This window comes from Serratia odorifera, assembly GCF_041448735.1.
Classification (GTDB): Bacteria; Pseudomonadota; Gammaproteobacteria; order Enterobacterales; family Enterobacteriaceae; genus Serratia_F; species Serratia_F odorifera.
The window spans coordinates 87,584-113,484 of the sequence record NZ_JBGMUT010000003.1 but is presented as its reverse complement, the minus strand read 5'-3'; the positions used below and the strand labels follow the sequence as shown (position 1 = coordinate 113,484).

Sequence of the window (25,901 nt, the reverse complement as noted above, 5' to 3'; positions counted from 1 at the left end):
TAAGTTAATTGGAATACAAAAAGATAACATGATGAACGGTTGTCTCGGTGGCGTTCATGCCGACGAAAAGTTCGTGATCGGGATCTCTTTCTTTTCCTGCGCTAACCCCCTACTATCGGAAGAACAAACCGACATTTCCAACACCCCCGCTCCCCACGGCGCGGGGGTGTTGCTTTGTGTTGTTTATTTGAGGCTATTGGAGAGTGGAATGACCAAACCAATCATTACTATTAATGAGCTGGATGCGGAACGACTGGATGCGTTGCTGGAAAAGCCGGCCTATGCCAATACCGATGTCGCTGCGGCGTTGAACGCTGAACTGGATCGGGCCGAGATCCTGCCGCCAGCCCAGATCCCGGCTCATGTTGTTACCATGAACAGCCGAGTGCGCTTCCGCGATCTGCATACCAACGAAGAGCACGTGCGTACGCTGGTGTACCCGGCCGAACTGCAAAACAGCAGTGAGCAGCTGTCGGTGATGGCGCCACTGGGCGCCGCCTTGCTCGGCATGCACGTCGGCAAGCAGATTGACTGGGCGCTGCCAAACGGCGAGCAGGCGCAAATAGAAGTGCTGGAACTGCTGTATCAGCCAGAAGCGGCGGGCGTATATCACCGCTGATCGTCCCGGGCGGCAACCTGCCGCCCCTTATGTCACCAGACGATAGCCACCAGCACCAGTATCAGCAACAGTACGTAGATCCGCGCGTGCAGCGTATCGTCAATCCGCGGCAACGCGCGTTTGGCAAAGGCGATCCCCGCCGTACCAGCCAGAGCCAATAACGCCAGAATCACCATATTTACATAGCCCAGATAGGCCGCACCGGCGATTTTTCCCTGCCCCAGCCAGCCGTATATGGCCGCGCCCATCACCGCCACGGCGATCGACAGCGGATTGGCGGCGCTGACACAATATTTCATCTCATAGCCATGACGTCGCAACAACGGTACCGTCATCACGCTGCCCCCCACACCGAGCATCGCCGCTACGCTGCCAATCAGCGACCCACCGAGCCAAAGCGTGCGAGACGACAGCGCACGCCGCGCCGGACGCTGTAAAAAACCCTTGTGGAACAAGCAGTCAGCGATGGTGATTACCATATAGGCGATAAACAGCAGGCGAATAACACCGTCGGTCAGCAAGGTGGCCGCCAAGGCCCCTGCCAGCGCGCCGAGCGCGATGAACAGGATCAGCGGAACCACCGTTTCCCGCAGTATGCTGCCGCTGCGCCAATGCCCGTAAGTGGCGTAGCCGGCGTTAAGGATCATCACCGTCGTCGAGGTAGCCACCGCGATATGCATTGCCTGTCCAGGGTGCTCACCGGAGGCGGAAATCAGATGGTAGACAAACGGCACCACCACAAAGCCGCCGCCGAACCCAAACAGGATGGTAGTAATACCGGTCAGAAAACCGGCCGAAAGGATAATAATCAGTTCCGTCATGCTGCATTGCCTCTGAACATCAAAAGGCAATAGGGTAATCATCCTGACCGCTGACTTGCATACGATGTAAAGCCAACTATCATGGTGATTCGGCCAAACTGAATCGCAGGACAATGCGCAATATCGCTATCGATGAGGTGGATCATTTCCCACGGCCGGTGATTGCCATCGGCAGAGACTATCCACCGGGTTATCTCCTCCCCATGCACAGCCATCGTCGCGCCCAATTGCTGTATGGTGCAACCGGCATCATGCACGTCCATACCCGCAGTGGGAACTGGATCGTGCCGCCACAACGCGCGGTCTGGCTGCCGCCGCACATGCCTCATCAGGTCAAAATGCAGGGCGTGACTACCCGCAGCCTGTACATCGAGCCCGAGGCCTTGCCGCTGGCAGCGCGTAGCGCAGATTGCCAGGTGGTCAGCATTTCTCCGCTGCTGCGTCAGTTGCTGATCGAGGCAGTGGAAATGCCGCTCGAATACGCGCAACAAGGACGCGACGCCTGCCTGGTGTCGCTGTTACTGCACGAAATAGCCCGCCTGTCTGCGTTGCCGCTGCATATACCGTTGCCCAACGACGTTCGGCTGAACGCGCTGTGTCAATCGTTCCTGCAGCAGCCGAATATTCATCTATCGCCGCAGCTCTGGGCACGGCAGCTGTATATGAGCATCCGCACGTTCAGCCGTTTCTTTCAGGCGCAAACCGGCCTGTCTTTTTCACAATGGCGTCAACGTGCCTGCGTGGTGCTGGCGTTGTCCCGCCTGGCGGCTGGCGATGGCGTCACGCAGATTGCGTGGGAGTTGGGGTATGAGAACAGCGCAGCGTTTTCCGCCATGTTTCGACGGGTGCTGGGGCAGACACCGTCCAGTTTTCTCAGCGGCGGCAGCCCGCTTTGATAGGCGGGCCGCGCACACGGTCAACGGTATTTTTGGTGGTAACTATCGCGGGTGGTTTTGAAATCCTGCGCCAACGTCTGCGCCTGTGCCAGTTTGCCCTGGTTCGCCGCCGTCAGCGCGCCGTCGATCTGAACGATCAGCGTATCCAGACCGTGACGGAAGTCTTTCATTTCCGCACTGTCCGGCGCTTTATTTTCCAGTTTTGGCGGCGTGGCCTTTTGCGCATCCTGTGCGGCAGCGCGCATATTTTGCAGGCTTTGTTTAAATGTGGCGATGGAATCGGTTTTTAGCGCGGTTTTGTAGTTCCCGGCGATGATATCCATATCTTCGTCGAGATCGGCAGCCATTGCCAGCGAACTGGCACCCAGCAGCGTCAACGCCGCCAGCGTCTTCAGTGTTGTCTTCATGCTCACCTTCCAGTTATTGTTTTAGTTAACCGTTAGTTAACATAAGCGGCGCACCGCAACATCGACAGGAATTATTTGTAAGCAACGATATAAAACTGGCCGGCATCCCGCCGGCCATCAGGCGATTATTCGCCGGCGATTTTCATTTCTGGCAGCAGGACCGAACCACACTGAATATTGCTGCGGGTTTCGATGTCGCTGCCCACACTGACGATATTGCGCAGCATATCCTTCAGGTTGCCGGCAATGGTGATCTCACTGACCGGATATTGAATTTCGCCATTTTCCACCCAGAAACCGGATGCACCGCGCGAGTAATCGCCGGTTACGCCGCTAACGCCCTGACCCATCAACTCCGTCACGACCAGTCCGGTACCCAGCTGTTTCAGCATCGCGGCAAAATCATTGCCTTGACCGGCAATACGCCAGTTATGAATGCCACCCGCATGGCCGGTGCTTTGCATGCCCAGTTTGCGCGCCGCGTAGCTGGTCAGCAACCAGGTCTGCAACACCCCGTCCTTGACGATATCGCGCCGCTGGGTACGTACGCCTTCACTGTCAAACGGCGTCGAGGCCAGCCCTTTCAACAGATGCGGGTGCTCTTCGATGGTCAGCCATGCAGGCAGGATCTGTTTGCCGAGTGAATCCAGCAGGAAGGTGGACTTGCGGTAGACGCTGCTGCCGCTGATGGCGCCCACCAGGTGACCGAACAGACCGGTCGCCACTTCGGCGGCGAACAGCACCGGCGCCTTCATGGTCGACAGCTTGCGCGGCGCCAGGCGCGACAGCGTGCGGCGGGCGCATTCCGCGCCGACCCACTCGGGGCTTTGCAAATCGCTCATCGCCCGCCCGATGGTATAGGCATAATCGCGTTCCATATCGCCCTGATGCTCGGCAATTACGCAGCTGGACAGCGAATGGCGGCTGGAACAGTAACTTTGCAGCATGCCGTGACTGTTGCCGAACACTTTAATACCATAGTGGCTGTTGAAGCTGCCGCCTTCGGTATTGGTGATGCGCTTGTCCGCCGCCAGCGACGCCTGTTCGGCGCGGGCCGCCAGTTCAATGCCACGCTCGGCATCCAGCTCGGCCGGGTGGAACAGATCCAGATCCGGCGCCTCGAACGCCAGCAGTTGGCGTTCCGCCGGGCCGGCGTACGGATCCGGCGAGGTATAGCGTGCAATGTCCAGCGCCGCCTGCACGGTACGCGCGATGGCGTCCGGGCTGAGATCGGTTGACGATGCGCTGCCTTTGCGTTGCTGATGGTAAACGGTGATGCCCAGTGCGCCGTCGCTGTTGAATTCGACGTTTTCTACCTCGCCGAAGCGAGTGCTGACACTGATGCCGGTGGTTTTGGTGACGGCAACTTCTGCCGCATCGGAACCGGCGCCCGCCAGTTCCAGAGCCTGTGAAACAGCCCGTTCCAGCGTCTTGCGCTGTTCTGCAACTTGAGTGACTACTTTCATCAATCTGCCATAATTAAAAAATCGTTGAGAAAAGTGCCGTGGCGGCGTGGTTGCGCGAATGGCACGCAAAATCGAATGAATAATGCCCTTGAGTCTAACAGGAACCGCGTGGAATTTCGCATAAAGGCAGCAACCTGTTAGGATTAGCCTCTTTTTAACGGAGTCTACCATGAACAAACAGCCTGAAGACTGGCTCGACGATGTCCCGGACAATGACAACGAGGACGATGACGAGATTATCTGGGTCAGTAAAAGTGAAATCAAACGCGACGCCGAAGCGCTGAAAGACCTGGGAACCGAACTGGTTGAACTGGGGAAAAACGCGCTGGAACGCATTCCGCTGGATGAAGACCTGCGTAACGCCATTGAGCTGGCGCAAAAGATCAAAAAAGAAGGCCGCCGCCGCCAGATCCAGCTGATCGGCAAAATGCTGCGCGCCCGCGACGTTGAGCCGATCCAGACCGCGCTCGACAAGCTGAAAAACCGCCACAATCAGCAGGTATCGCTGTTCCACAAGCTGGAAGCGCTGCGCGACCGCCTGGTGGAAGAAGGCGATGACGCGGTACCCGCCATTCTGGATCTGTATCCGCAGGCCGACCGGCAGCAGCTGCGCTCACTGGTGCGTAATGCCCAGAAAGAAAAGGCCGCCAATAAACCGCCAAAAGCATACCGCCAGATCTTCCAGTATCTGCGCGAGCTGGCCGAGACCACCGAATGAGCGGCCGCAGCGCCGCCTGCATCATGGGATGAACACCATTGTTCATCCCTGATGGTGCGCGGGTGCGCTGCTGCCCTCGCGAATATTGAAACGCAGGCTGCCTTCCAGCTCTTCCTCCGCTTCTTCAAACAGCAGAATAATCGCACCGAAACGGCGCTTGCGACGGTTATCGAGATTGACGAACTCAATCTCGACCGGTAAACCGATGTCACCGGTGACCACGTCCCACAGCGCGTCCAGATTGGCGCCAAACTCTTCGCCCAATGCAAACTTGCCGGCAAAATCCCGATAGAATGCCGGTGGATCGGGTATCTGGCTGAAATCAAATTCAACTTTTCCCATCAGACTCACTCCACCCGAATGAAGTTTTTGTAATGGTCGCGCGTAACAAAAATCAGACCGTCATTAGAGTACAGCAGGCGATCGGCGCCGCGCCGCCCGCACTGATAATTGATATCCGCCTCACGCCAGACACGCTTGTGCGCGGCAGGCAGACGCCCTTCACGGTTTGAAAAGCGATCGCCGCCGATCGCCTTGCCTGGCAACGCCGTACACAGGTTGCCGTCACGCGCATTCCACCCCTGCTCACGCGCCTGCTTCTTGGTAATGTAATAGCCCGGCAGGCGTTGGTGTTGCTGCAGGTAGCTCACCACCCGTTTTTGCTGTGTCAGTTGATCAATACTTTCCGTTGCCGCTACCGCCGGCACATGACCAATGGCCCGATCGCCATTACCACGCAAGGCAATAAAACCGGCCATCACCACGGCGATCAGCACCGCCACCAGAATCCGCTTGTTCATTACTTTCCCTGTCGTACCGGGGCGCAGGTTACGCCCCATGTTAGTTATATAACTGAATTGGATGAATTAAAGATTACCGATGTGTAACGTTTTCACTTGCAGGAACTCCTCCAGCCCCAATACCGACCCTTCGCGCCCCAAACCGGATTCTTTGACGCCGCCAAAGGGTCCCAGTTCGGTCGATACCGAACATTCATTAATGCCAATCATGCCACTTTCCAATGCCGCCGACACGCGGAATACCCGCTGCAGATTCTCGGTATAGAAATAGGCTGCCAGTCCAAACGGCGTGTCGTTGGCACGTTCGATCGCTTCGCTTTCACTGCCAAAACGGAAGCAGGCCGCCACCGGACCAAAGGTCTCCTCCTGCGCCAGTTTCATCTGTGCATTGGCCTCTGCCAATACCGTCGGCTGGAAGAAATTGCCCCCCAACCGGTGCCGCTCGCCGCCAACCACGATACGCGCACCGTGCTGCAGCGCATCCTTGACGTGCTCTTCCACCTTCTCTACGCCGTCCCGATCGATCAACGGCCCGACCACGACGTCGTGCTCCATGCCATTGCCGACCTTGAGTTTTTGTACCTCTGCCGCCAGCCGGCTGACAAATTTATCGTAAATACCGTCCTGAACAAAGAAACGGTTGGCGCATACGCACACCTGACCGGCGTTACGAAATTTATTGGCGATCGCCCCTTGCACCGCCAGCTCCAGATCGGCGTCGTCAAATACGATAAACGGCGCGTTGCCGCCCAGTTCCATTGACACTTTCTTCATGGTTTCTGCCGCGTTACGCATCAGCGTCTTGCCAACCTGGGTGGAACCGGTAAAGGTAATTTTACGCACCGCCGAACTGGCCATAATGGCGTCGCTGATGGCGCGGGTATCGCCCGCCACGCCGTTCAGCACCCCGGCAGGGACGCCGGCCTTGTGCGCCAGCGCCAGCAGTGCGAAGGCACACAGCGGCGTGTTGCTGGCTGGCTTGATCAGTGCGGTGCAGCCGGCGGCCAGCGCCGGGCCCAGTTTGCGCGTCAGCATCGCCAGCGGGAAGTTCCACGGCGTAATCGCCGCCACCACGCCAACCGGCTCACGGGTCGCCAGAATGCGCGCGCCCGGCTTGGCGGGTGGGATGATTTCCCCGTTGGCGCGTTTGGCCTGTTCGCTGAACCACTGAATAAAGCTGGCGGCGTAGTCGACTTCACCCTGCGCTTCCTTGAACGGCTTACCCTGCTCGGTGGTCATCAGCGCCGCCAGAAAATCCTTCTGTTCCAGTATCAGCAGATACCAACGGTGCAGGATTTCACTGCGGGTTTTGGCTGGAGTATCGCGCCAGGCCGGGAATGCCTGGCTGGCGGCGCGGATCGCCGCCTGCGTTTCGCGTTGGCCGGCTTTCGCCACCTGCGCCACCCGTTCGCCATTGGCGGGGTTCAGCACCTCGAACGTCGTGCTGGCGGTATGCCACTGGCCGGCGACGAAATAGCCGGTATTGAAGTATTCACTCTCGGTCAGTTGTTCTACAGACATGCTTGCAGCCCTCCTGAGTGCATGAATCTTCCCGCATCCGCGAGATAACAATATTCTCTCAGTATAGCTGCGGACACGGCCTACTGCGGCAGCGTCCGAGCGGAGGGCATCAATCGATCAAGGCATGGCGATAACGGTGCAGCATATCCGCCAGCCGCCTCACCGGTCCGGTGACGCTAAGGGGAGCCTGATTATCCACCAGTTTCTGCTGGTAGTCGTTCATTTCGCTTAGCAAGCGATCGTAATAGTAGGCGCGCTTGACGTCATTCTTGGCGCTTACCACCCGATCGGCCGTTTTGCGGATTTGCCGGTGGAAGGCCGACAGTTCTTCGCTGGCAGGGATTTCGGCGCGCTGCATGCGCTGGTGCGCAATGATCAGATTCAACGCCAGACGGTATTTGGCAATATCGTTGGGGAACATCATCAACAGTTGGTTCAGCTGTTGATACAGCGCCGGCAGGTGGTTTTCCCGCCGTTTGGCGGCCTTGGTGGTCAGCGCCGATACCGCACTGCCGACAAACTGGTTCAGCAGGGTGCGACCGGTACGTTCGCGCGAGTTGTCACGGATCAGCAACAGCACCATCAGCCCGACGCAGCTACCGAGGAACTGGCCGATCGAGGCATCCAGAAACTGGGTGACGTTAAACTCCATCGGGTTGCTCAGCACCAGAATGTTGATGGTGCCGGCCAGCGTCCCCAGCGACCCCAGCCGCCGTTTTTGCACTTCGATGCCGATAAAGAACGCCAACAGTCCCAGACTGAGGCACAACAGCAGGATGCTCTGCTGCGTCGCCGGGATAATCACCATGAAATACAGCGCGCCGAGCGGGATAGCCACCAGCATGCCGAGCACAAAATCCATCGCCACCATGCGCGGGTTTGGCGTGCGCATCGCCAGTGAGGTAATCACCGCGATAATCACCATAAACCCGCTGCCGGAGGTCCAACCGGTCCACAACCACAGCAGACAGCCGAGTGCCGTGGCGGTAAAGGTACGCAAGCCGTTAATCATCGCATGGTGGCCTTCCGCCGACGTCGGCTTGACCACCACTTCGCTGCGCAGCACGTCTTCTTCCACCGCGCTGACGCTGCTGTTGGTGTGAATGCCCTTGGCCAGCAGCAGGTAACGGGTCGCCGCCCCTACCCAACTGGAAATGGTAAGTAATGTTTCATCGGTACGGTTGGTGGTCAGCATCTGGCGCAGCAGCTTCATCCGTTTATGGATCTCCTGCGGCGTTTCCGCCGGCACCAGCAATAGTTCGCGGATGTTCTCTTTCACCGCATCCGGGTGGTTGAGCAGGATCAGATAGGTTTCGCAAGCCTGGGTTATCAATGTCAGCGAGAGGGTATGTAGCACGCGCACCCGCCGGTCAACCTTCTGCCAGCGTGAGGACTCCATCATCAGACTGCTGCGCATACCGTTCAGCGCCGTGGTGCCCTTCACCAGATTGCTCCAGGCACGGTCGATATCTTCTTTGTCAGCATTGCTGACGCACATCTGCATCAGTTGGTACTGTTCCACCAGCAGTTTGTCCACCGCACGATCAATATCCTGTTTGATCGAGCGCGGAGAAAAAATCAGATCCGCCAGCACCGCGCTGACGATGCCCAGCACGATTTCGCTACAGCGCTCGACCGCAAACTGCGGGGCTTCCAGCAAGTGTGACTCGCTGGTGGCGACGGTCACGATGATAATCAGCGCGGTATAACCGGCCAATCCCCAGGCGTAGGAGTTTTCCACTTTAATCAGCGAGGAAACCCAGGTGCAAAAACCGGCCCAGACGCAGCACAGCATCAGCATCACCACCGGCGCACGCGCGGTAGTGACGATAATAATCAGGCCGACGAAACAGCCGATGAAGGTGCCGATGATGCGCAGCCAGCCGCGGTGGCGGATGGCGCCGGAAAACGGCTCACCGCCGGCGGCAAACGCCGGTCCGGCTGCGACGATGGCGGCGGTCATGGCAGACCAGCGCGGCGTTTCCAGATTGAGATGAAAGCCGACAAACAGCGCAAAGACGATGGCAAAGCTCAGTTTGAAGGCAAACCGCAGGCGTATGAACGTCGGACTATTCATTAACCGAACTCACGCAGCCGATGCATCAGGCGTACAAAAGGTGAACTGCCGTCCCGGTCGCGATCGCCCTTGCCGGTAACCACTACCGTCGCGGTGGTGCCGGCCGGATACGGATGTTGCTGATCCTCGGCGTCGAGAATGATTTTTACCGGCACACGTTGCGCCAGACGCACCCATTCCAGGTTGCTGTCGATGGCCGCCAGCCCTTTGGTGTCATTGGTGCTGCTGCTGTTGTTCACCCCGGCTGCCACGCTGTCTACCGTACCGTGCATGATACGGTTGCTGCCCAATGGGGTGATTTCTACCCGATCGCCTTTGCTCAGACCGTGCAGTTTGGTTTCTTCCAGATAAGCCAGTACGTAGAAGGTATTCTTTTTGACCAGCGCAACGGCGGTCGAGCCACGGGTGATGAATTCACCGGCGTGCACGTTAAGATTGGTGATCCAGCCGTCGGCCGGCGCACGCACCGTGGTACGTTCCAGATCCAGCTTGGCCAGGTCGCGCACCGCAATCGACTTCGCCAACTGATGCTGCACGGTTTGCAGTACGTTGTTGGCCTGATCGATCTCTTCCTGCGACATCGCCTGGATACCCAGTTTCACCCGGCGACCGGCTTCGCGTTTTTTCTCCGCAGCCAGCGTCTGGTAATAGGCGACGTCAGCGTTGGCTTCCGCCAGCGCCTGCTGATAACGCGGCTGATCGATGACAAACAGCACCTGCCCCTGTTTCACCAGTTGGTTATCCACTACCGGTACGCTGGTCAGCAGGCCGCTGACGTCAGGCGCGATCGCCACCACATCGGCGGTGAATTTGGCATCCCGCGTCCAGGGGGATTCGGTGTAGAACACCCAGGCCTTGAACACCGCGACAATCCCCAGCAGGACAAGAATCAAAGTGATCGCGATTCTGGCTATTTTTATTGAAAAAGTTTTCACAGCGACCTCAAACGAAAAGACACGAAATCAGATAAAACAGGCAGCAATACAGCGCGGTATTGAACAGCGCCGGATGCCAGACAAAGTCGTAGATGCCGGTCGGTTGCAACAACCGACGTAGCACAAAGAACAGCGCCAGCGAGACGATCAACTCAAAAAATACCGGTGGAAACGACAATCCGAAGATGACCATAACCGGAAGCAAACTCATTACTTTATCCTTATTGTTCACTACACCGGAGAACAAACACCCTACTCATTCACATTCTCTTTACATTCTAGCGGAAGCACGCCACAAGGTGATGACCAGACGGGTTGTCCAGGTCACGAACCTGAAAAAGGGTTAAACTCAGAACTGCGTCCGCGAATGGGAATGCGAGGGTAACCGGGGGGCGGTGACGCCGCTAAAGCATCTTTGACCGCGTTATATTAGCCTGCTTACTATCAAGGCATCAACAATCTGTGATCTAAATCACTTTTAAGCCAGAGTGAACAATGGAAAGACTTAAACGGATGTCGGTGTACGCCAAAGTCGTTGAGTGCGGGTCGTTTACCGCCGCAGCACGTCAACTTGACATGAGCGTTTCATCCATCAGCCAGACAGTGTCCAAACTGGAAAATGAGTTACAGGTGAAGCTGCTTAACCGCAGCACGCGCAGCATTGGTCTGACCGAAGCCGGCAAGATTTACTATCAGGGCTGCCGGCGCATGCTACAGGAAGTGAGCGAGGTGCACGAGCAGCTGTACGCTTTTAACAATACACCAACCGGAACGTTGCGCATTGGCAGTTCGTCCACCATGGCGCAAAACGTGCTGGCAACCATGACCGCCGACATGCTGAAGGAGTATCCTGGTCTGACGGTCAATCTGGTCACCGGCATTCCGGCACCGGATCTGATCGCCGATGGGTTGGACGTGGTGATCCGCGTTGGTGCGTTACAGGATTCGAGCCTGTTTTCAAAACGCCTCGGTTCGATGCCGATGGTGATATGCGCCGCCAAAAGCTATCTGGCGCAGCACGGCACGCCGCAAAAACCTAACGATATGGTCAATTTTTCCTGGCTGGAATACAGCGTGCGGCCAGACAGCGAGTTTGAACTGATTGCCCCCGAGGGCATCAGTACGCGCATTTCGCCGCAGGGACGCTTCGTCACCAACGACTCGCAGACCATGATCCGCTGGCTGAAAGCCGGCGCCGGCATCGCCTATGCGCCGCTGATGTGGGTGATCGAAGAGATCAAGCGCGGCGAGATCGAGATCCTGTTCAAACGCTACCATTCGGATCCACGGCCGGTGTACGCGCTGTATACCGAAAAGGACAAGCTGCCGCTCAAGGTGGAAGTCTGCATTAATTACTTAACTGAATACTTCAAAAAAGTGAGCGAAGTCTATCAAGAATATCGTTAACGCCAACCGCGCTGCCGCTGTGTGCAATGGGAATAAAAATGAAAAAAATCATATTGGACTGCGATCCCGGACATGATGACGCCATCGCCCTGCTGCTCGCCTGGGGCAACCCGGAGATTGAGCTGCTGGCGGTAACCACGGTGGTCGGCAACCAGACGCTGGATAAGGTCACGCGCAACGCGCTGGCGGTGGCGCGCATCGCCAATATTACCGGTGTGCCGTTTGCCGCCGGCTGTTCGCGGCCGCTGGTGCGCAATATCGAAGTCGCGGCGGATATTCATGGCGAGTCGGGGCTGGACGGCCCACGGTTGCCCGATCCCACGCTGACGCTGGATGCGCGACATGCCATCGATGTAATCATCGACACGGTGATGGCTCATCCGCCAGGCAGCGTGACGCTGGTACCCACCGGTGGCCTGACCAATATCGCCATGGCGGTACGCAAAGAGCCACGCATCGCCGAGCGGGTGAAGGAGGTGGTGCTGATGGGCGGTGGCTATCACGTCGGCAACTGGAGCGCGGTGGCGGAGTTCAATATCAAGATCGATCCGGAAGCCGCACATATCGTGTTCAATGAACGTTGGCCGCTGACCATGGTGGGGCTGGATCTGACCCACCAGGCGCTCGCTACGCCGCAGGTCTGCCAGCGCATTGCCGCCATTGATAGCGCGCCGGCGACCTTTGTCGGTGAACTGCTGCAATTTTTCGGCCAGATGTATCGACAGGCGCAGGGGTTTGACGCACCGCCGGTTCACGACCCGTGCGCGGTCGCCTATGTTATCGATCCGAGCGTGATGACGGTACGCAAGGTACCGATCGATATTGAACTAACCGGCACCCTGACGCTGGGCATGACGGTGGCGGACTTCCGTTTTCCTGCGCCGCAGGATTGCCATACCCAGGTAGCCATGACGCTGGATCAAGACAAGTTCTGGGGTCTGGTGGTGGACGCGCTGGAAAGGATTGGCTGAGACCTCGACATCAACAATAAAGAGCGCCTGTGCGCCCTTTATTATTGCAATGACAGAGGGTTACGCGGTACCGCCCACGGTCAGATTATCCAGCTTCAGCGTTGGTTGACCCACGCCGACCGGCAGGCTTTGCCCCTCTTTGCCGCAAACGCCGACGCCCTTGTCCAGCGCCAGATCGTTGCCGACCATCGATATCTGCTGCATCGCTTCGATCCCCGAACCGATCAGCGTTGCCCCCTTCACCGGTTTGGTGATGCGGCCGTTTTCGATCAGATAGGCTTCCGACGTGGAGAACACGAACTTACCTGAGGTGATATCCACCTGGCCGCCGCCGAAGTTCGGTGCATACAGGCCATATTCTACGCTGGCGACGATCTCTTCCGGTGTCGACTTGCCGGCCAGCATATAGGTGTTGGTCATGCGCGGCATCGGCAGATGGGCGTAAGATTCCCGCCGACCATTGCCGGTCGGCGCAACGCCCATCAGACGCGCGTTGAGTTTGTCCTGCATGTAGCCTTTCAGAATGCCGTTTTCGATCAACACATTATATTGACCCGGCACGCCTTCATCGTCGATAGCCAGTGAGCCGCGACGCCCTTGCAGCGTGCCGTCATCCACCACGGTACAGAGCTCGGATGCCACCAGTTGCCCCATTTGACCGCTGAACACCGACGTACCGCGACGGTTAAAATCGCCTTCCAGCCCGTGTCCTACCGCTTCGTGCAGCAGCACGCCAGGCCAACCGGCGCCCAGCACCACCGGCATGCCGCCCGCCGGCGCGGCAATGGCGGAAAGGTTCACCAACGCCATGCGCACCGCCTCTTTGGCAAAGGCGTCGGCACGCGTTTCACCGCCGACCACTTCCAGGAAGTAGTCATAGCCAAAACGACCGCCGCCACCGCTGGAGCCGCGCTCGCGCTTGCCGTCTTCCTCGACCAGCACGCTGACCGAAAGACGCACCAAGGGACGAACGTCTGCCGCCAGCGTGCCGTCGGTAGCGGCAACCAGCACCTGCTCATACACGCCGGTAATGCTGGCACTCACTTCCTGCACCCGCTTGTCGGCGGCGCGGGCCACTTTATCCACCCGATGCAACAACGCAATTTTCTCTTCGCGCGGCAGACTTTGCAGCGGATCGAGCAGCGAGTACATTGCCGGGTGGCTGATTTCACCCAGGGTACGGGCTTTGCCGTCGCCCTGCTCGCGTACAATGCTGCGCGCCGCTTGCGCGCTTTGCTGCAACGCATTGAGGGTGATCTGGTCGGCATAGGCAAATCCGGTCTTTTCACCGCTGACCGCACGCACGCCGACGCCCTGATCGATATTGTAAGAGCCATCTTTAATGATACCGTCTTCAATCACCCACGCTTCGTGATAGCTGGACTGAAAATACAGATCGGCATAGTCGATGCGGCGCTCGGCCAGTTGCCCTAATACGGCGAACAGGTCCTGATGACTCAGCTTATTCGCAGCAAGTAAGTGTTCACTGACAAGCGTCAAACTCATAATTTCTTCACTCTTTATTGGAGGATGTGTTTTCAAACGGCGCCGTCAGCGACGTCTGGAATCTGTTGTGCTGCTGCACCGGCATCTGGGCGCGCAGGGTTTTCAGCACGCCGGTGTCGACACGGACTTTCAGCGCAGAAACCGCGTCCGGATTCTCGGCCAGGATCTTGCCCCAGCCGTCCACCGCCATCGTGTGGCCCCAGGTACGGCGCGTCAGACCATGCCGGCCCACCTGCGCCGGCGCCAGCAGGATGCACTGGTTTTCAATTGCCCGCGCGCGCAGCAGGATTTCCCAGTGGGCTTCACCGGTAACGCGGGTAAACGCCGCCGGCACGGAAATCAGTTCAGCCCCTTGATCGCGCAGCGCCTGATACAGCGCGGGGAAACGCAGATCGTAGCATACCGTCATGCCCAGACGCCCTACCGGCGTATCCACCACCGTCAGCTGCTGTCCATGCTGGTAGGTATCCGATTCGCGATAATGCGCGTGCATATCGTTGATATCAACGTCAAACATGTGCAATTTGTCGTAACGGGCGCGAATGTCGCCCCGATCGTCAAACAGCAGGCTGCTGGTGGTAATACGCTGCGGGTTTTCGCGGCTGATTAATGGCATCGAGCCCACCAGCAGCCACACGCCATAGCGGCGGGCCATTTCGCGCACCGCCTGTTGCAGTGGGCCGTCACCTTCGCTTTCCGCATGGTGGCGATACGCCTCGGCGTTGGCGAACAGCAGCGCATTCTCCGGCGTCATGACCAGTTTTACTCCCGCATTGAGCTGCTTGATTTGCTGCTCAATCTGCGCCAGGTTATCCCGTACCTGATCGCCACTGCACAGTTGTAACAACGCAACGTTCGCATTTCTCATGACGCCTTATCCTCTTTTGGCTTGCGCAAAACCTCGTTGATTTTCGGCTGATCCATACTGCCGCTGATGTGATAGCGAATCAGCGAAATCTTGTTCCATAGCGGTGCCAGCACCTTCGATGCGGCAAACACCGCGGCGCCCACGATCGGGTTAATCACGAATGCGGTGGCAACGCCCACCGTGGCGGAAATCTCTGGCGCGACAACTGCTTCCATGTCGAGCTGGCGTTTTACCAGATCGACCTGACCGCTCATGGCGATATCCGCCGCCAGGCCGTCAACCAATAGATTATCCGTATGCATTATGCCATCTTTCGACCATACCGTGCTGCGAATGGAATCGAAGTAAAAACCCTTGCCGAAGGTATCGCTAAAGTCGAACTGCAACTTGCGCAGCAAGGCATCGAAGCTGACCAGACGCAGTAACTGCCCGGCACGCCCGCCGCCCAGACTGTCGATCTCGCCCTTGCCGATGTCGATTTTCATGGTGCCATTGAAGCTATTGACCTCCGGCTTCCACGGCTGGCCACGCCAGTGCAGATCGAAATCCACATCGTAAGGGGCATTTTTCAACGGTGTGGTGAGGCCAAAGAAGCTGGCGGTCTCATCAATCTTGCTGCCCAACAATTTACCCTTCAGAGCCGTACGTTCTTCCGTATCATTCTGCTTCCACAGGCCGGTGGCGGTCATCCGCCCCTTGCCGGTATCGATCAGCCCGTGTTGCAACGTAAGCGTGTCGCCCGCCGAGGTCACATCCGCCTCTACCTTGCCGAGATTCTGCCCCATAATCCAGCAGGACTGGCAGCGCAGCATCAACGAAGGCCAACCACGGAACGACACCCGGTCCGCCGCGGCCAGTGGGTTGGTGGCCGTCGGCGTACTGTGCTCATCACCAAACTGCGGGTTGTAGTAAAGGTATTTGATATTCGCCCGCCACGGGCCGCTGTCGGCCACCCGCAGCGCGCCGTCAATCTCCTCGCCCTTGACGTCAACGGTGACGCCGCCAAGCTGTTGCTGTACCGCCAATTGCAACTTATGCCACGCCTGTCCCCCCAACAGCAATTGCGGAGTCGTCAGCGCCACGGTAGTCGGGAAATTGAAACTGCCCACTTTGCCGCTGCTGCCGCCCTGTTTCATCGCCGGCGCCAACAGCCCCAGCCATTTTTCGCCGTCCAGCGGCGGTAGGTTCAGCGTCAGCGATTTGCTTGGTGGCAGCGGCGGCGTGCCCGGCCCGTTACGCCATGCGGCGCGCGCCAGGGTGACCTGCTGTTTGGCAAACGACCATTCGCTGTTGAAGTGATTCTGCTTGCCGGCGCTACCCGTCAGGTTGAACCCGTTCAGCCCGCCGTTGACTTTTACGCTCAGCGGCAGCGACTCACCCGCCGGTTTGTCGAGCGGAGAAGGTAAGTGACTGCTCACATTCTTCAGCTCGGCGTTAACGCCGATATCGTAACTCGCCGCCCCGCCGTGCGGCAGGTTAATCGCCACCTTGCCGTTCCACGGCGCGCTACCGCCGAGCGCCTCGGCAACCTCTGGCGGCATACCGGGGAACTTGCTCGGTTGCCAGTCGCCCTTCAGGCCAACGTTGACTTTATACGCCTGTGCGCCTTCTTCGGTGGTGAAGTTCACCGCCACCGGTTGGCCGAACCAATTCGCCGTCAGGGTATCGCTGGACAGATTGCCGTTGTCGAAGCGGAATTTACCGTTGAGCTTGTCAAGCGTGCTGCCCAGCGGTTTCACCAGCAGCGAATTGTTGTTCAACGTCACTTCACCCTTGGCGGCAACCTGCTGACCATTCAAGGGGATATCTAGATGTAAGCGCCCACTGACATCACCACCAATCTGCAGCTCCTCCAATGCCGTACCGACCGAATCGTGCAGCGGTGTCTGCATGAAATAGTCATGCACGTCCGGGCCGGCGCCAGCCACTTCTGCATCGATCAACAGCCGCTCTTTCAGATAGTCCGGGATGATGGCGCTGATATTCTTGCCGCTGACCTTGCCCAGTTTGGCGGCCGGAGCATTCATCCACAAACCGTTATTCAGGAAGTCGAGGTCAATTGCCAAATCGGTCAACGCCGGCCAGCCCGGCTGGAACTGGAAGGTCGCCTGACGTAGCGGGACGTAGACTTCGAACTGCCCCTCATTCTTCTCAAAGGGGAAATGATGCGGATTGCCGGAAAAAATCAGCGACGCATTGTCCACCTGACCGCCCTGAATCGCTCCGCTCAGGTAATTCACCAGATGGGTACCCATCAGCGGTTCCGGGAAATAGCGCCAGGCGTCCGCGCCGTCATACAGCCGGATGCCCGCCAGAATGCTCAGCCACGGCTCACCGGTGGTTGGTTGCTGATAACGGAAATCGCCGTTTACCCATAGCGATTTGGCTTTGACGTCCAGTTTGTGGCTCGCCAGTTCCCAACCCTGAGCATTGTTGCGCCAGGTCACTGCCCCCGTCGCACGCTTGATCTCCAGCGGTGCGCGGAACATATCGCCGTAAGGCAGTACGCTATCCTGCATATCCAGCGTCAGGCGGCCATTTTCCACCCCGCCGCTGAGCGCGCCGGAAAAATGGTTAACCCCCGGCAGCAGCTTCCAGGGCTGCCAACTGACGCCGTGCCAGCGCGCCTGGAAGCGGGTTTTTTCCGGCTGTTTGAGCGGTATGTCCAGCGCCAGCGCGTTGACCTTGCCCTGTGGCTGTAAATCATTCCAACGCTCGAGCACGTCGGGGCTGAGGAACGAGAAGGTCGGCAACAGCGCCGCCAACCGTTCCAGTTGAATATCGCTGGCGCGAATACGCAGTTCCTCGCTCTGCTCCGGCCCGAGGAAACGATCGTTTTCCGGTAGCCACAGGCCGGACAGAGAACCTTGCGGCCAGGCCTGGCCATCAGTTTTCAGGTTCAGCTGCGGTACATCCACCTGCCAGCCATTACCCTTGCGGTTCAACGCCAGCGACAGGTTATCGACATCCAGCCGGTGCGGCTGTTTTGCTACCGTCCAGTTGGCCGCCCCTTGCTTGAGCAAGGCGTTACCGCCGTATATTTCACCGTTCTGTATTTGCAGCCAGGCCGCCAGACTGAAATCCGCGCTTTCCAGGCCGGTATTGGACTTCAGCCAACGGCTGAACCATGGCTTCAGATCGATATCATCGGCCTGCATATACACCGTCCCGGTGTTCAGCAGGCCTTTGTTATCACGCAGGTCCATACGTACCCGCACCAGTCCATGCTGACCGTTGAGGGTCGACAGGCTGATTTGCCCTTCCGCGCGATGGCGTTGGTGGCTGTTAAGCCAGGTGAGCTGCGGAATATCGAACTCGGCCCGCGGGCCAGACGGCGTGACGAAGGAAATGCGGCTGTCGCGCAAATCGAAATGGTCGAACTGATAGAGCAGCAGATCGCTGACGGTACCCGGCTCGATAATGCTGCCCTGGTGTTCATCCCCGCCCAGCGTGGTGTTCAGATCGAGCTGAAATTGATAGAAGGTGAGATCGCGAAACTGCCAACGCCAGTGCAGCAAGGATTGCCATACATCCAGCGCCAGCGTGACACGTTCGATATGCAGGTTGCTTTTTGGCAGTTGTGCGCGGATGTTGCGCACTTCAAGCGTCGGGCCGAAGTTTTCCCAACTGCCCTGCACGAAATCGGCCTGCACCGGCACGCCGGACAAGGCTGCGATCTTTTCCAGCAATTGTGGGCGGTAGCTGTTCAGTTCCGGCAACGCCAGGCGCAGCCCACTGATCAGCAACGCCACAACTACGATGAGCGTGGCGCCTGTTGCTAACAAAATCCCAGGCAGTCGCCTCACAATATCTCCTTGCTTCCGCTGCCCGGCAACGGGAATTAACGGGTTCAGCCGGCTGAACCCTTATCGATCGACAGCTTACATCATCACTACGTCGAACTGTTCCTGACTGTACAGCGGTTCGATTTGCACCTTTACCTGCTTACCGACAAAGATTTCCACTTCTGCCAATGCATGTGACTCTTCGCTCTTCAGCGCTTCGCCTACCGCTGCTGAAGCATAGACCAGGAAGCGATCGGAGTCATAGGCGTGATGCACTCGTACAATTTCACGCAGAATTTCATAGCACACGGTTTCGACCGTCTTGACCGTACCGCGACCATTGCAGGTAGGACAATCATGACAGAGCACATGTTCAATGCTTTCGCGCGTTCGCTTGCGGGTCATTTCCACCAGTCCCAACTGCGAGAAGCCGTTGATGGTGGTTTTAACCCGATCCTTGCTCAACGCCTGTTCCAATGAATGCAGCACCCGGCGGCGGTGTTCTTCATTGTTCATGTCGATGAAGTCAATAATGATGATGCCACCCAGATTGCGCAGCCGCAGCTGCCGGGCAATCGCCTGCGTGGCTTCGATATTGGTATTGAAGATGGTTTCATCAAGATTGCGGTGGCCGACAAAAGCACCGGTATTGATGTCGATGGTGGTCATGGCTTCGGTCTGATCGATGATCAGATAACCGCCCGACTTGAGCTCCACTTTGCGTTCCAGCGCGCGCTGGACTTCGTTTTCGACATCGTACAAATCAAAGATCGGCTGGCTACCGGTATACAGCTCCAGTTTGCTACTCATGTCCGGGATGTATTCGGCGGTAAACTCCACCAGCAGATCGTGCGTCAGGCGCGAGTCCACGCGGATACGATCCAGAGCAGCACCGGCGAAGTCGCGCAGAATACGTTGCGCCAATGCCAGTTCGCCGTACAGCATGTATTTGGTCTGGTTGCGCTTTTTACGCTCCATCACCTTGGTCCACAGCCGCTTGAGGAACGCGGCATCCTGCGCCAATTCTTCATCGCCGATGCCTTCCGCTGCGGTACGGATGATAAAACCACCCAGATCGTCGCAATAGGCGCCGACGATTTTCTTCAGCCGGTCACGTTCCGCTTCGCTTTCAATACGTTGTGAAACTCCAACGTGCGCCGCGCCGGGCATGAACACCAGATAACGCGAAGGCAGCGTGATGTCGGTGGTCAGGCGCGCCCCCTTGGTGCCGAGTGGATCTTTCACCACCTGCACCATCAGATCCTGCCCCTGCCGCACCAGCTCCGCAATGTCACGCACGTGGAAGTTTTTTTGTTCGTCGCCGGCAACGCATTCGGTGTGCGGCATAATGTCCGAGGCATGCAAAAAGGCCGCTTTGTCCAGACCGATATCCACGAAGGCCGCCTGCATCCCCGGCAGCACCCGACTGACGCGCCCCTTATAGATATTGCCGACAATGCCGCGCTTGGATTCGCGTTCGATATGGATCTCTTGCAGAATTCCGCCGTCAATATAGGCGACCCGCGTTTCAGACGGTGTGATATTTACCAATAGCTCAGCTGTCATGTCTTCTCCTCAGAGCCGGTTGACAGATCATCGCAACGTCCATCAACCCGTTCTTACATCACGTAATGCGACAAAATTACTGAGCAGCTCATGTGTCTCGACCAACGGCAGTCCCACGACTGCGTGATAACTGCCGGTTATCGTTCTGACGAAACAACCACCCTTTCCTTGAATACCATAGGCCCCCGCTTTATCCATCGGCTCGCCAGTAGCAATATAGTCGTGAATATCCTGCTGTGACAGATTGCGGAACGTGACATCGGTGATCACCAGTTGGCACAGCACGTCCTGCCGATCGGCAATCGCCACCGCGGTCATCACCTGATGTTGCCGGCCAGACAACAGCGCCAGCATCTCTGCCGCATGCGCCGCATCACGTGGCTTTTCCAATACCCGGCCATTGAGCACCACGATGGTATCGGCACCCAGCACCGGGCGATCTTCCACCGCCTGCGCCACGCCAGCCCTGGCCTTGTCCTGTGCCAGACGGCGCACATAGTCCTGTGCCGCCTCGCCGCTTTGCCGTTGTTCTTCGGTGTTGGTCAGGACTATCTCAAACGGCACGCCCAGCAGGGTCAGCAGTTCGCGCCGCCGAGGCGAGCCGGAGGCCAGATAAAGCGAAATCATGATTTACCCTTATTGTACGGCAAACTGACGGCGGATTTTGCGCATCAACAGGAATAGCCACGGCCACAAGATGCCGTTAACCACACTACTCCAGAACACCTCCGGGCGGAAAGAGACGTTGATCACTAAAAACTCAGCCCAGAACACCACCACGTCCATCGCCAGCGACAACAGCACCACGATCAGCGCCTGTTGCCACAGCGCCATATTGCGAAACAGCTGGAATTTGAATGCCACCAGATAGGCGATGATACCCAATCCCAGCGCACGCACGCCCAGCGTCGAGCCAAGAATCAGATCCAGGATCAGCCCCAGGACAAAACCGGTGCCGACGTTGACCCGGTGCGGCAGCGCCATCACCCAGTAAATCAGGATCAACGCCAGCCACGACGGCCGGAACATATACAGCTGTTCCGGCCACGGCATGATTTGCAGCACCAGCGCTATCAGGAACGAGAGCCAGATGATCCAACGCCCATGGCTGCGATAGCGATTCATTGTAGCGTTCCTGCGGCAGGTTTAACGGCCGAGGCCGCCTGAGGCGGAGCAACCGCGCCGGTGGCAGGGGCCGGCAGCGGAGCCGGTGGTCCCATGGCATCGGCCGGCGGCAGCACCTGTGGCATCATCTGCATCAGGCGTTCGTTGGCCACGCGATGAACTTCGTCTGGCGGTAACGGCATATCACCGTTACGGTCGGCGCCCCACAGCAGCAGCAGGTAGCGCAGGCGCTGCAGGCCGGCGGTTGGTCGAGCCTGGATCACCGTATACGCGCGTTGGTTATCCACCTTCACCGACGAAACCACCGCTACCGGATAGCCTTCCGGGAAACGCCCGCCCAGACCGGAGGTGACCAGCACATCGCCAACGCGAATGTCGGTGTTGCCCGGCAAATGCTCCAGTTGCAGATCGTCGGCGCAGCCGCTGCCGGCAGCAATGACGCGGATGTCGTTACGCAGAACCTGGATCGGCAGCGCGTGCGACGCATCGCAAATCAACAGTACGCGGCTGGTGACCTTCGCCACCGCCACCACCTGGCCGACCACGCCCTTGTCGCTGATCACCGGCTGGCCTTCGTACACGCCATTGTCAGACCCCTTGTCGATCACCACCTGATCGCTATACGGATCCGACCCGGTTGAGATCACCTGGGTCACCATTTTGTGTTCGTCCTGGCGCAGCGGCGAGCCCAGCAGCTCGCGCAAGCGGGCGTTTTCCTGCTTGAACTGGCCAAGAAGAAGAACATCGCTGTTTTTCAGCAGCAGTTCCTGCCGCAGAGCGCGGTTTTCCAGCTCCAACTGTTGGCGGGTAGCCAGCGTATCCGAAACGCTGTCCAGAACTTTACGTGGCCCATTGGCCAGAAAATAGAAGGGACTGACTGCGGTATCCATGTAGTTGCGTATTTTAACGAACGTACCGAGCCGGCTGTCAGCGACAATCAGGGCTATAGCCGCGATCACCGCCAAAAAAAGTCGTAGTTGCAGGGAAGGCCCCCTGCTAAAAATCGGCTTCATAAATTATGCGAGTTCCTCGACAACAGAAGGAGGCACCATACAAGACGTTCGCCATAGCATTCATCCAATATGATACCTCCTTCCTGGGGCTGATTATTCTTCGCTGAACAAATCGCCGCCGTGCATGTCGATCATTTCCAACGCCTTACCGCCGCCACGTGCAACGCAGGTGAGCGGATCTTCCGCCACCACCACCGGAATGCCGGTTTCTTCCATCAGCAGGCGATCCAGGTTGCGCAGCAACGCGCCACCGCCGGTCAGCACCATGCCGCGTTCGGAAATGTCGGAAGCCAGCTCCGGCGGACACTGTTCCAGCGCCACCATCACCGCGCTGACAATACCGGTCAGCGGCTCTTGCAGGGCTTCGAGGATTTCATTGGAGTTCAGGGTAAAGCCGCGCGGCACGCCTTCGGCCAGGTTACGGCCGCGAACTTCGATCTCGCGCACTTCGTCGCCCGGGTATGCCGAACCGATCTCGTGCTTGATGCGTTCTGCGGTAGCTTCGCCGATCAGTGAGCCATAGTTACGGCGCACATAATTAATGATTGCTTCATCGAAGCGATCGCCGCCGATGCGCACGGAAGAGGAGTAGACCACGCCGTTAAGCGAGATCACCGCTACTTCTGTGGTACCGCCACCGATATCAACCACCATCGAGCCGGTCGCTTCAGACACCGGCAGACCGGCGCCGATTGCGGCAGCCATCGGTTCTTCAATCAAGAACACTTCGCGGGCGCCAGCGCCCTGAGCAGATTCACGAATGGCGCGACGCTCAACCTGAGTGGCCCCCACCGGCACACACACCAGCACTCGTGGGCTTGGGCGCATGAAGCTGTTGCTGTGAACCTGCTTGATAAAGTGCTGCAGCATCTTTTCGGTCACAAAGAAATCAGCAATGACGCCGTCTTTCATTGGACGAATAGCAGCGATATTGCCAGGCGTGCGCCCCAGCATCTGTTTGGCGTCATGACCCACGGCCGCAACGCTCTTCGGTGAACCGGCACGATCCTGGCGAATGGCAACCACCGACGGTTCATTCAGTACAATGCCTTGCCCTTTAACATAAATCAGGGTATTGGCGGTACCCAAGTCGATGGACAAGTCATTGGAAAACATGCCACGAAATTTCTTAAACATAACTAAAGGATAATCCTGCAAGCTGGGGGCGGAAAATAAAATCCGCCTACTTTACCAACCACACGAAGCAGCGACAAGGCGCAAAAACGTTCTACTTCGGTGAAAAATAGTCTGTATTGTTTCTGCTCGAATGCGCGGAAATTGGATGAGGCCTGAATTCCCTGAACAAAGGCTCAGCTTACCACCCTGTCAACGCACAAAAACGGCGTAACACAGCTCATAAAATCTAACATATTCCCTGATTGCCACTGGTGGTAAGCACCTACCAACGTTCGACAGGAAAGGACGGGCCATTCTACGTTAAAAATCACTCAAATATTCAGCTTAAACACGATAACGGCGCGAATATTTTTTGCGCCCGACATCGATCGGTTCCGGCGATGCGAAAAAGTCACCCTGACCACCGTGAATACCACGTTCCTTCAAGGTCTGCCACTCATTGCGCGTACGCACACTGGCGGCAAACAGCCGTGCGCTGGTCCCTTCGCAGGCACTGGACAGACTCTGAACGAACAGTTGATTTTCATCGCGCCTATCAATACTCCGCACCAAACCCGGGTGGAGCTTGACGATTTCCACCTGCAATGACTTGATATAGGAAGTGCTGACCACGGTTAAACCCGCTTGGGAAACCGCCAGACGACAGCCCAGTCCTGCAAGCAAACGCAACACCGGGCGTAAGCGGTCGATATGTTGACACACATCTGCCTCTGCAAGTTCAATCAGAATCCGCCGCCGATGCGTTTTTTCGCATTGTAACAACGTATCGCGCAACCAACGCTGGAACGGCCGCTGTAATAATGAGTCAACGCACAGCGGAAATGCCAGCGTCTCTTCGGGCCATAACCGCAACAACGGAATAATGCGCCCCATCAACTGGCGATCGTAACTTTCCGCCAACCCGAACTGCTGCACCAGCGGCATGTATTCTGCCGGCAGCAATTCCTGCGTACCGTCGTAAATTCGGCTCATGATTTCCCGGTGATGCACCTCACCGTCGACGTCAATCGCCGGCTTCTGATACAGGCGCGGGCCGCCACGCGCCAGCACCTGCTCCAGCAGGGTACGCCACTTCACGCTGCCGCGGCCTTTTTCCGGCACCAGGCTGTCATAGACGTGCCAGCCGTTTTCGCCCTGCAATGCGGCGTGGCGCGTCGCCTGCTCGGCATAATCGATAATCTGTTCGGTGGTTTGTCCGCTGCGATAGGCCACGATGCCAATATGCAGAAACGCTTCGCGCTCGATAAGCGCCTTCGAGGGTAACGAATCGATGGCGTTGACCAATTGTGAGGCGATGCCATCCGCCTCCTTCAAGCTACGATGCGGTAGCAACACGGTAAAATCGCTGTGGAAATAGCGCGCCAACAGCGCGGCTGGATAGCGCATGACGAAGGTGGACAACAGATTGACCAGCGAATACATCAGCTCCTGCACAGCGGCGTTGCCGTAGGTTTCACGCAGGGTGTCGAAGTCCGGGAAACGCACCATCATCACAATACCGTGCGAGCCGTCCTCTTCCAGTTGGGTCGTCAGTTGGTTATCAAAAAACAGCCGGTTGTTAAGGCCGGTTTTCGCATCCTGCGCGGCAAATGCCCGGATGAGAGAATCAACCCGGCTGCGCTCTTCACGCGCTTCGGCCAAGTCTGCCAACAACCGATCGAGCGCCCCGCTGACGCTGGCGGGCCATTCGCGCACCTCACCTTTCATCACCTCTTCGCGCTCGCCGTTGAGAATGCGCCGCGCACGGCGTTCGAGCAGATCCTCGCCTTCCGCCTGTTCACGTAGCCAGCGCAGGCTGAGCAGCAGCACGATCACCATGACGACAATCGCCAGCGTCACCGCCATGGTGGACTGCAGCGATCGCACGTCCCCGGCAAAGGGATCCTGATAGGTAATGTGCAGCGTACTTTCGGGGTGATGCAGCAGCGGCAAAGCAACCTGACGGTAGCCTGCCAGAGCGTCCCACGGCTGTTTTACCGTAGGCGACTGATAACGTAATACGTTATGGCGTGCTGTATCCACGCTGATCGCAACGATGCCCAATGGCCGCGTCAGCAGCGGCAACCACTTTTCCTGATCCTGCGGCGAGTCCAGCAGCAGCGCCTGATCGATCGAGGTGACCAGCGCGTCAAAACGGCGATCCATGCGCTCCTGAGTGACATAGAAGAAGCTGTAGGAACAGCCCATCAGCATTAAAAACATAGCCAGTGCGACGAGCAGGGTAATCAATGCAGAGAGTTTGGTGGTAAATCGCATCCCTGTG

At 57.7% G+C, this 25,901-nt stretch carries 23 protein-coding genes; 5 read left to right on the top strand and 18 right to left on the bottom strand.

The annotated features are described in order from the left end of the window. The first annotated feature begins 208 nt into the window (after window positions 1-208). A complete protein-coding gene (gene rnk / locus ACCC84_RS10980) occupies window positions 209-619 on the top strand; it encodes a nucleoside diphosphate kinase regulator (RefSeq protein ID WP_039991654.1) in 411 nt (136 codons plus the stop codon). 32 nt (window positions 620-651) lie between these two features. Here rnk and ACCC84_RS10975 read toward each other — a convergent pair whose 3' ends face one another. Continuing rightward, window positions 652-1,440 (bottom strand): sulfite exporter TauE/SafE family protein, encoded by a 789-nt coding sequence (locus ACCC84_RS10975; RefSeq protein ID WP_198773875.1) that lies wholly within the window; start codon window positions 1,438-1,440, stop codon window positions 652-654. A 113-nt stretch (window positions 1,441-1,553) separates the two neighbouring features. On the opposite strand from ACCC84_RS10975, the gene ACCC84_RS10970 reads away from it, so the two are divergent. Beyond that, entirely contained in the window at window positions 1,554-2,336 is a 783-nt protein-coding gene (locus tag ACCC84_RS10970; protein ID WP_198773874.1) for an AraC family transcriptional regulator, read from the top strand. A 20-nt stretch (window positions 2,337-2,356) separates the two neighbouring features. On the opposite strand, the gene cybC is transcribed toward ACCC84_RS10970, so the two are convergent. Then, window positions 2,357-2,743: a cytochrome b562 gene (cybC, locus tag ACCC84_RS10965; protein ID WP_004958094.1), complete on the bottom strand. Its 387-nt coding sequence runs from the start codon at window positions 2,741-2,743 to the stop codon at window positions 2,357-2,359. A gap of 125 nt (window positions 2,744-2,868) precedes the next feature. Beyond that, complete coding sequence (gene pmbA / locus ACCC84_RS10960) at window positions 2,869-4,209, bottom strand: metalloprotease PmbA (protein WP_004958092.1); 1,341 nt, start codon at window positions 4,207-4,209, stop codon at window positions 2,869-2,871. Between the two features lie 169 nt (window positions 4,210-4,378). Between pmbA and yjgA the strand changes: the two genes are divergently transcribed. Further along, window positions 4,379-4,927, top strand: a complete 549-nt coding sequence (gene yjgA / locus ACCC84_RS10955) for a ribosome biogenesis factor YjgA (protein WP_004958089.1) — start codon at window positions 4,379-4,381, stop codon at window positions 4,925-4,927. A 42-nt stretch (window positions 4,928-4,969) separates the two neighbouring features. Here the strand turns inward: yjgA and ACCC84_RS10950 are convergent, their stop codons facing one another. The 6 genes from ACCC84_RS10950 to aaeX form a co-directional block, all read right to left on the bottom strand. Next, window positions 4,970-5,269, bottom strand: a complete 300-nt coding sequence (locus ACCC84_RS10950; RefSeq protein WP_004958088.1) for a barstar family protein — start codon at window positions 5,267-5,269, stop codon at window positions 4,970-4,972. A gap of 5 nt (window positions 5,270-5,274) precedes the next feature. Next, entirely contained in the window at window positions 5,275-5,727 is a 453-nt protein-coding gene (locus tag ACCC84_RS10945) for a ribonuclease domain-containing protein (protein ID WP_004958086.1), read from the bottom strand. A 66-nt stretch (window positions 5,728-5,793) separates the two neighbouring features. After that, complete coding sequence (locus ACCC84_RS10940; RefSeq protein WP_004958084.1) at window positions 5,794-7,248, bottom strand: NAD-dependent succinate-semialdehyde dehydrogenase; 1,455 nt, start codon at window positions 7,246-7,248, stop codon at window positions 5,794-5,796. A gap of 109 nt (window positions 7,249-7,357) precedes the next feature. Next, a complete protein-coding gene (aaeB, locus tag ACCC84_RS10935) occupies window positions 7,358-9,325 on the bottom strand; it encodes a p-hydroxybenzoic acid efflux pump subunit AaeB (protein WP_198773873.1) in 1,968 nt (655 codons plus the stop codon). Beyond that, window positions 9,325-10,260, bottom strand: coding sequence for a p-hydroxybenzoic acid efflux pump subunit AaeA (gene aaeA / locus ACCC84_RS10930; RefSeq protein ID WP_198773872.1), 936 nt, complete (start codon window positions 10,258-10,260; stop codon window positions 9,325-9,327). Before aaeA ends, aaeB begins: the two co-directional genes overlap by 1 nt. Window positions 10,261-10,267: 7 nt before the next feature. Further along, a complete protein-coding gene (aaeX, locus tag ACCC84_RS10925) occupies window positions 10,268-10,471 on the bottom strand; it encodes a p-hydroxybenzoic acid efflux pump operon protein AaeX (protein WP_004958078.1) in 204 nt (67 codons plus the stop codon). Between the two features lie 284 nt (window positions 10,472-10,755). Between aaeX and aaeR the strand changes: the two genes are divergently transcribed. Together aaeR and uriH are read left to right on the top strand one after the other, a co-directional pair. Next, window positions 10,756-11,667 (top strand): HTH-type transcriptional activator AaeR, encoded by a 912-nt coding sequence (aaeR, locus tag ACCC84_RS10920; protein ID WP_004958075.1) that lies wholly within the window; start codon window positions 10,756-10,758, stop codon window positions 11,665-11,667. A 38-nt stretch (window positions 11,668-11,705) separates the two neighbouring features. Continuing rightward, on the top strand, window positions 11,706-12,638 hold the full coding sequence (uriH, locus tag ACCC84_RS10915) for a uridine-preferring nucleoside hydrolase UriH (RefSeq protein WP_039991650.1): 933 nt from the start codon (window positions 11,706-11,708) through the stop codon (window positions 12,636-12,638). A 60-nt stretch (window positions 12,639-12,698) separates the two neighbouring features. On the opposite strand, the gene tldD is transcribed toward uriH, so the two are convergent. The 9 genes from tldD to csrD form a co-directional block, all read right to left on the bottom strand. Beyond that, window positions 12,699-14,144: a metalloprotease TldD gene (gene tldD, locus ACCC84_RS10910; RefSeq protein WP_004958070.1), complete on the bottom strand. Its 1,446-nt coding sequence runs from the start codon at window positions 14,142-14,144 to the stop codon at window positions 12,699-12,701. 7 nt (window positions 14,145-14,151) lie between these two features. Continuing rightward, window positions 14,152-15,012: a deaminated glutathione amidase gene (gene nit1 / locus ACCC84_RS10905; RefSeq protein ID WP_004958068.1), complete on the bottom strand. Its 861-nt coding sequence runs from the start codon at window positions 15,010-15,012 to the stop codon at window positions 14,152-14,154. Then, window positions 15,009-18,818 carry an AsmA2 domain-containing protein YhdP gene (gene yhdP, locus ACCC84_RS10900; protein ID WP_371901910.1) on the bottom strand — a complete coding sequence of 1,270 codons (3,810 nt, stop codon included), beginning with the start codon at window positions 18,816-18,818 and terminating at the stop codon, window positions 15,009-15,011. The genes nit1 and yhdP overlap by 4 nt, the downstream gene beginning before the upstream one ends. A gap of 75 nt (window positions 18,819-18,893) precedes the next feature. Then, a complete protein-coding gene (rng, locus tag ACCC84_RS10895; protein WP_004958064.1) occupies window positions 18,894-20,363 on the bottom strand; it encodes a ribonuclease G in 1,470 nt (489 codons plus the stop codon). A gap of 42 nt (window positions 20,364-20,405) precedes the next feature. Further along, entirely contained in the window at window positions 20,406-20,990 is a 585-nt protein-coding gene (locus ACCC84_RS10890) for a Maf family protein (RefSeq protein ID WP_004958062.1), read from the bottom strand. Between the two features lie 9 nt (window positions 20,991-20,999). Then, complete coding sequence (gene mreD / locus ACCC84_RS10885) at window positions 21,000-21,488, bottom strand: rod shape-determining protein MreD (RefSeq protein WP_004958060.1); 489 nt, start codon at window positions 21,486-21,488, stop codon at window positions 21,000-21,002. Continuing rightward, window positions 21,485-22,501 (bottom strand): rod shape-determining protein MreC, encoded by a 1,017-nt coding sequence (gene mreC / locus ACCC84_RS10880; RefSeq protein WP_004958059.1) that lies wholly within the window; start codon window positions 22,499-22,501, stop codon window positions 21,485-21,487. The genes mreD and mreC overlap by 4 nt, the downstream gene beginning before the upstream one ends. Window positions 22,502-22,594: 93 nt before the next feature. Next, window positions 22,595-23,638, bottom strand: coding sequence for a rod shape-determining protein MreB (mreB, locus tag ACCC84_RS10875; RefSeq protein WP_003855260.1), 1,044 nt, complete (start codon window positions 23,636-23,638; stop codon window positions 22,595-22,597). Between the two features lie 324 nt (window positions 23,639-23,962). Then, entirely contained in the window at window positions 23,963-25,894 is a 1,932-nt protein-coding gene (gene csrD / locus ACCC84_RS10870; protein WP_004958057.1) for an RNase E specificity factor CsrD, read from the bottom strand. Between the last annotated feature and the right edge of the window lie 7 nt (window positions 25,895-25,901).

Coding starts and splice junctions, on each gene's coding strand:
- rnk (WP_039991654.1), top strand. CDS start 209: ATGACCAAACCAATCATTACTATTAATGAGCTGGATGCGGAACGACTG.
- ACCC84_RS10975 (WP_198773875.1), bottom strand. CDS start 1,440: ATGACGGAACTGATTATTATCCTTTCGGCCGGTTTTCTGACCGGTATT.
- ACCC84_RS10970 (WP_198773874.1), top strand. CDS start 1,554: ATGCGCAATATCGCTATCGATGAGGTGGATCATTTCCCACGGCCGGTG.
- cybC (WP_004958094.1), bottom strand. CDS start 2,743: ATGAAGACAACACTGAAGACGCTGGCGGCGTTGACGCTGCTGGGTGCC.
- pmbA (WP_004958092.1), bottom strand. CDS start 4,209: ATGAAAGTAGTCACTCAAGTTGCAGAACAGCGCAAGACGCTGGAACGG.
- yjgA (WP_004958089.1), top strand. CDS start 4,379: ATGAACAAACAGCCTGAAGACTGGCTCGACGATGTCCCGGACAATGAC.
- ACCC84_RS10950 (WP_004958088.1), bottom strand. CDS start 5,269: ATGGGAAAAGTTGAATTTGATTTCAGCCAGATACCCGATCCACCGGCA.
- ACCC84_RS10945 (WP_004958086.1), bottom strand. CDS start 5,727: ATGAACAAGCGGATTCTGGTGGCGGTGCTGATCGCCGTGGTGATGGCC.
- ACCC84_RS10940 (WP_004958084.1), bottom strand. CDS start 7,248: ATGTCTGTAGAACAACTGACCGAGAGTGAATACTTCAATACCGGCTAT.
- aaeB (WP_198773873.1), bottom strand. CDS start 9,325: ATGAATAGTCCGACGTTCATACGCCTGCGGTTTGCCTTCAAACTGAGC.
- aaeX (WP_004958078.1), bottom strand. CDS start 10,471: ATGAGTTTGCTTCCGGTTATGGTCATCTTCGGATTGTCGTTTCCACCG.
- aaeR (WP_004958075.1), top strand. CDS start 10,756: ATGGAAAGACTTAAACGGATGTCGGTGTACGCCAAAGTCGTTGAGTGC.
- uriH (WP_039991650.1), top strand. CDS start 11,706: ATGAAAAAAATCATATTGGACTGCGATCCCGGACATGATGACGCCATC.
- tldD (WP_004958070.1), bottom strand. CDS start 14,144: ATGAGTTTGACGCTTGTCAGTGAACACTTACTTGCTGCGAATAAGCTG.
- nit1 (WP_004958068.1), bottom strand. CDS start 15,012: ATGAGAAATGCGAACGTTGCGTTGTTACAACTGTGCAGTGGCGATCAG.
- rng (WP_004958064.1), bottom strand. CDS start 20,363: ATGACAGCTGAGCTATTGGTAAATATCACACCGTCTGAAACGCGGGTC.
- ACCC84_RS10890 (WP_004958062.1), bottom strand. CDS start 20,990: ATGATTTCGCTTTATCTGGCCTCCGGCTCGCCTCGGCGGCGCGAACTG.
- mreD (WP_004958060.1), bottom strand. CDS start 21,488: ATGAATCGCTATCGCAGCCATGGGCGTTGGATCATCTGGCTCTCGTTC.
- mreC (WP_004958059.1), bottom strand. CDS start 22,501: ATGAAGCCGATTTTTAGCAGGGGGCCTTCCCTGCAACTACGACTTTTT.
- mreB (WP_003855260.1), bottom strand. CDS start 23,638: ATGTTTAAGAAATTTCGTGGCATGTTTTCCAATGACTTGTCCATCGAC.
- csrD (WP_004958057.1), bottom strand. CDS start 25,894: ATGCGATTTACCACCAAACTCTCTGCATTGATTACCCTGCTCGTCGCA.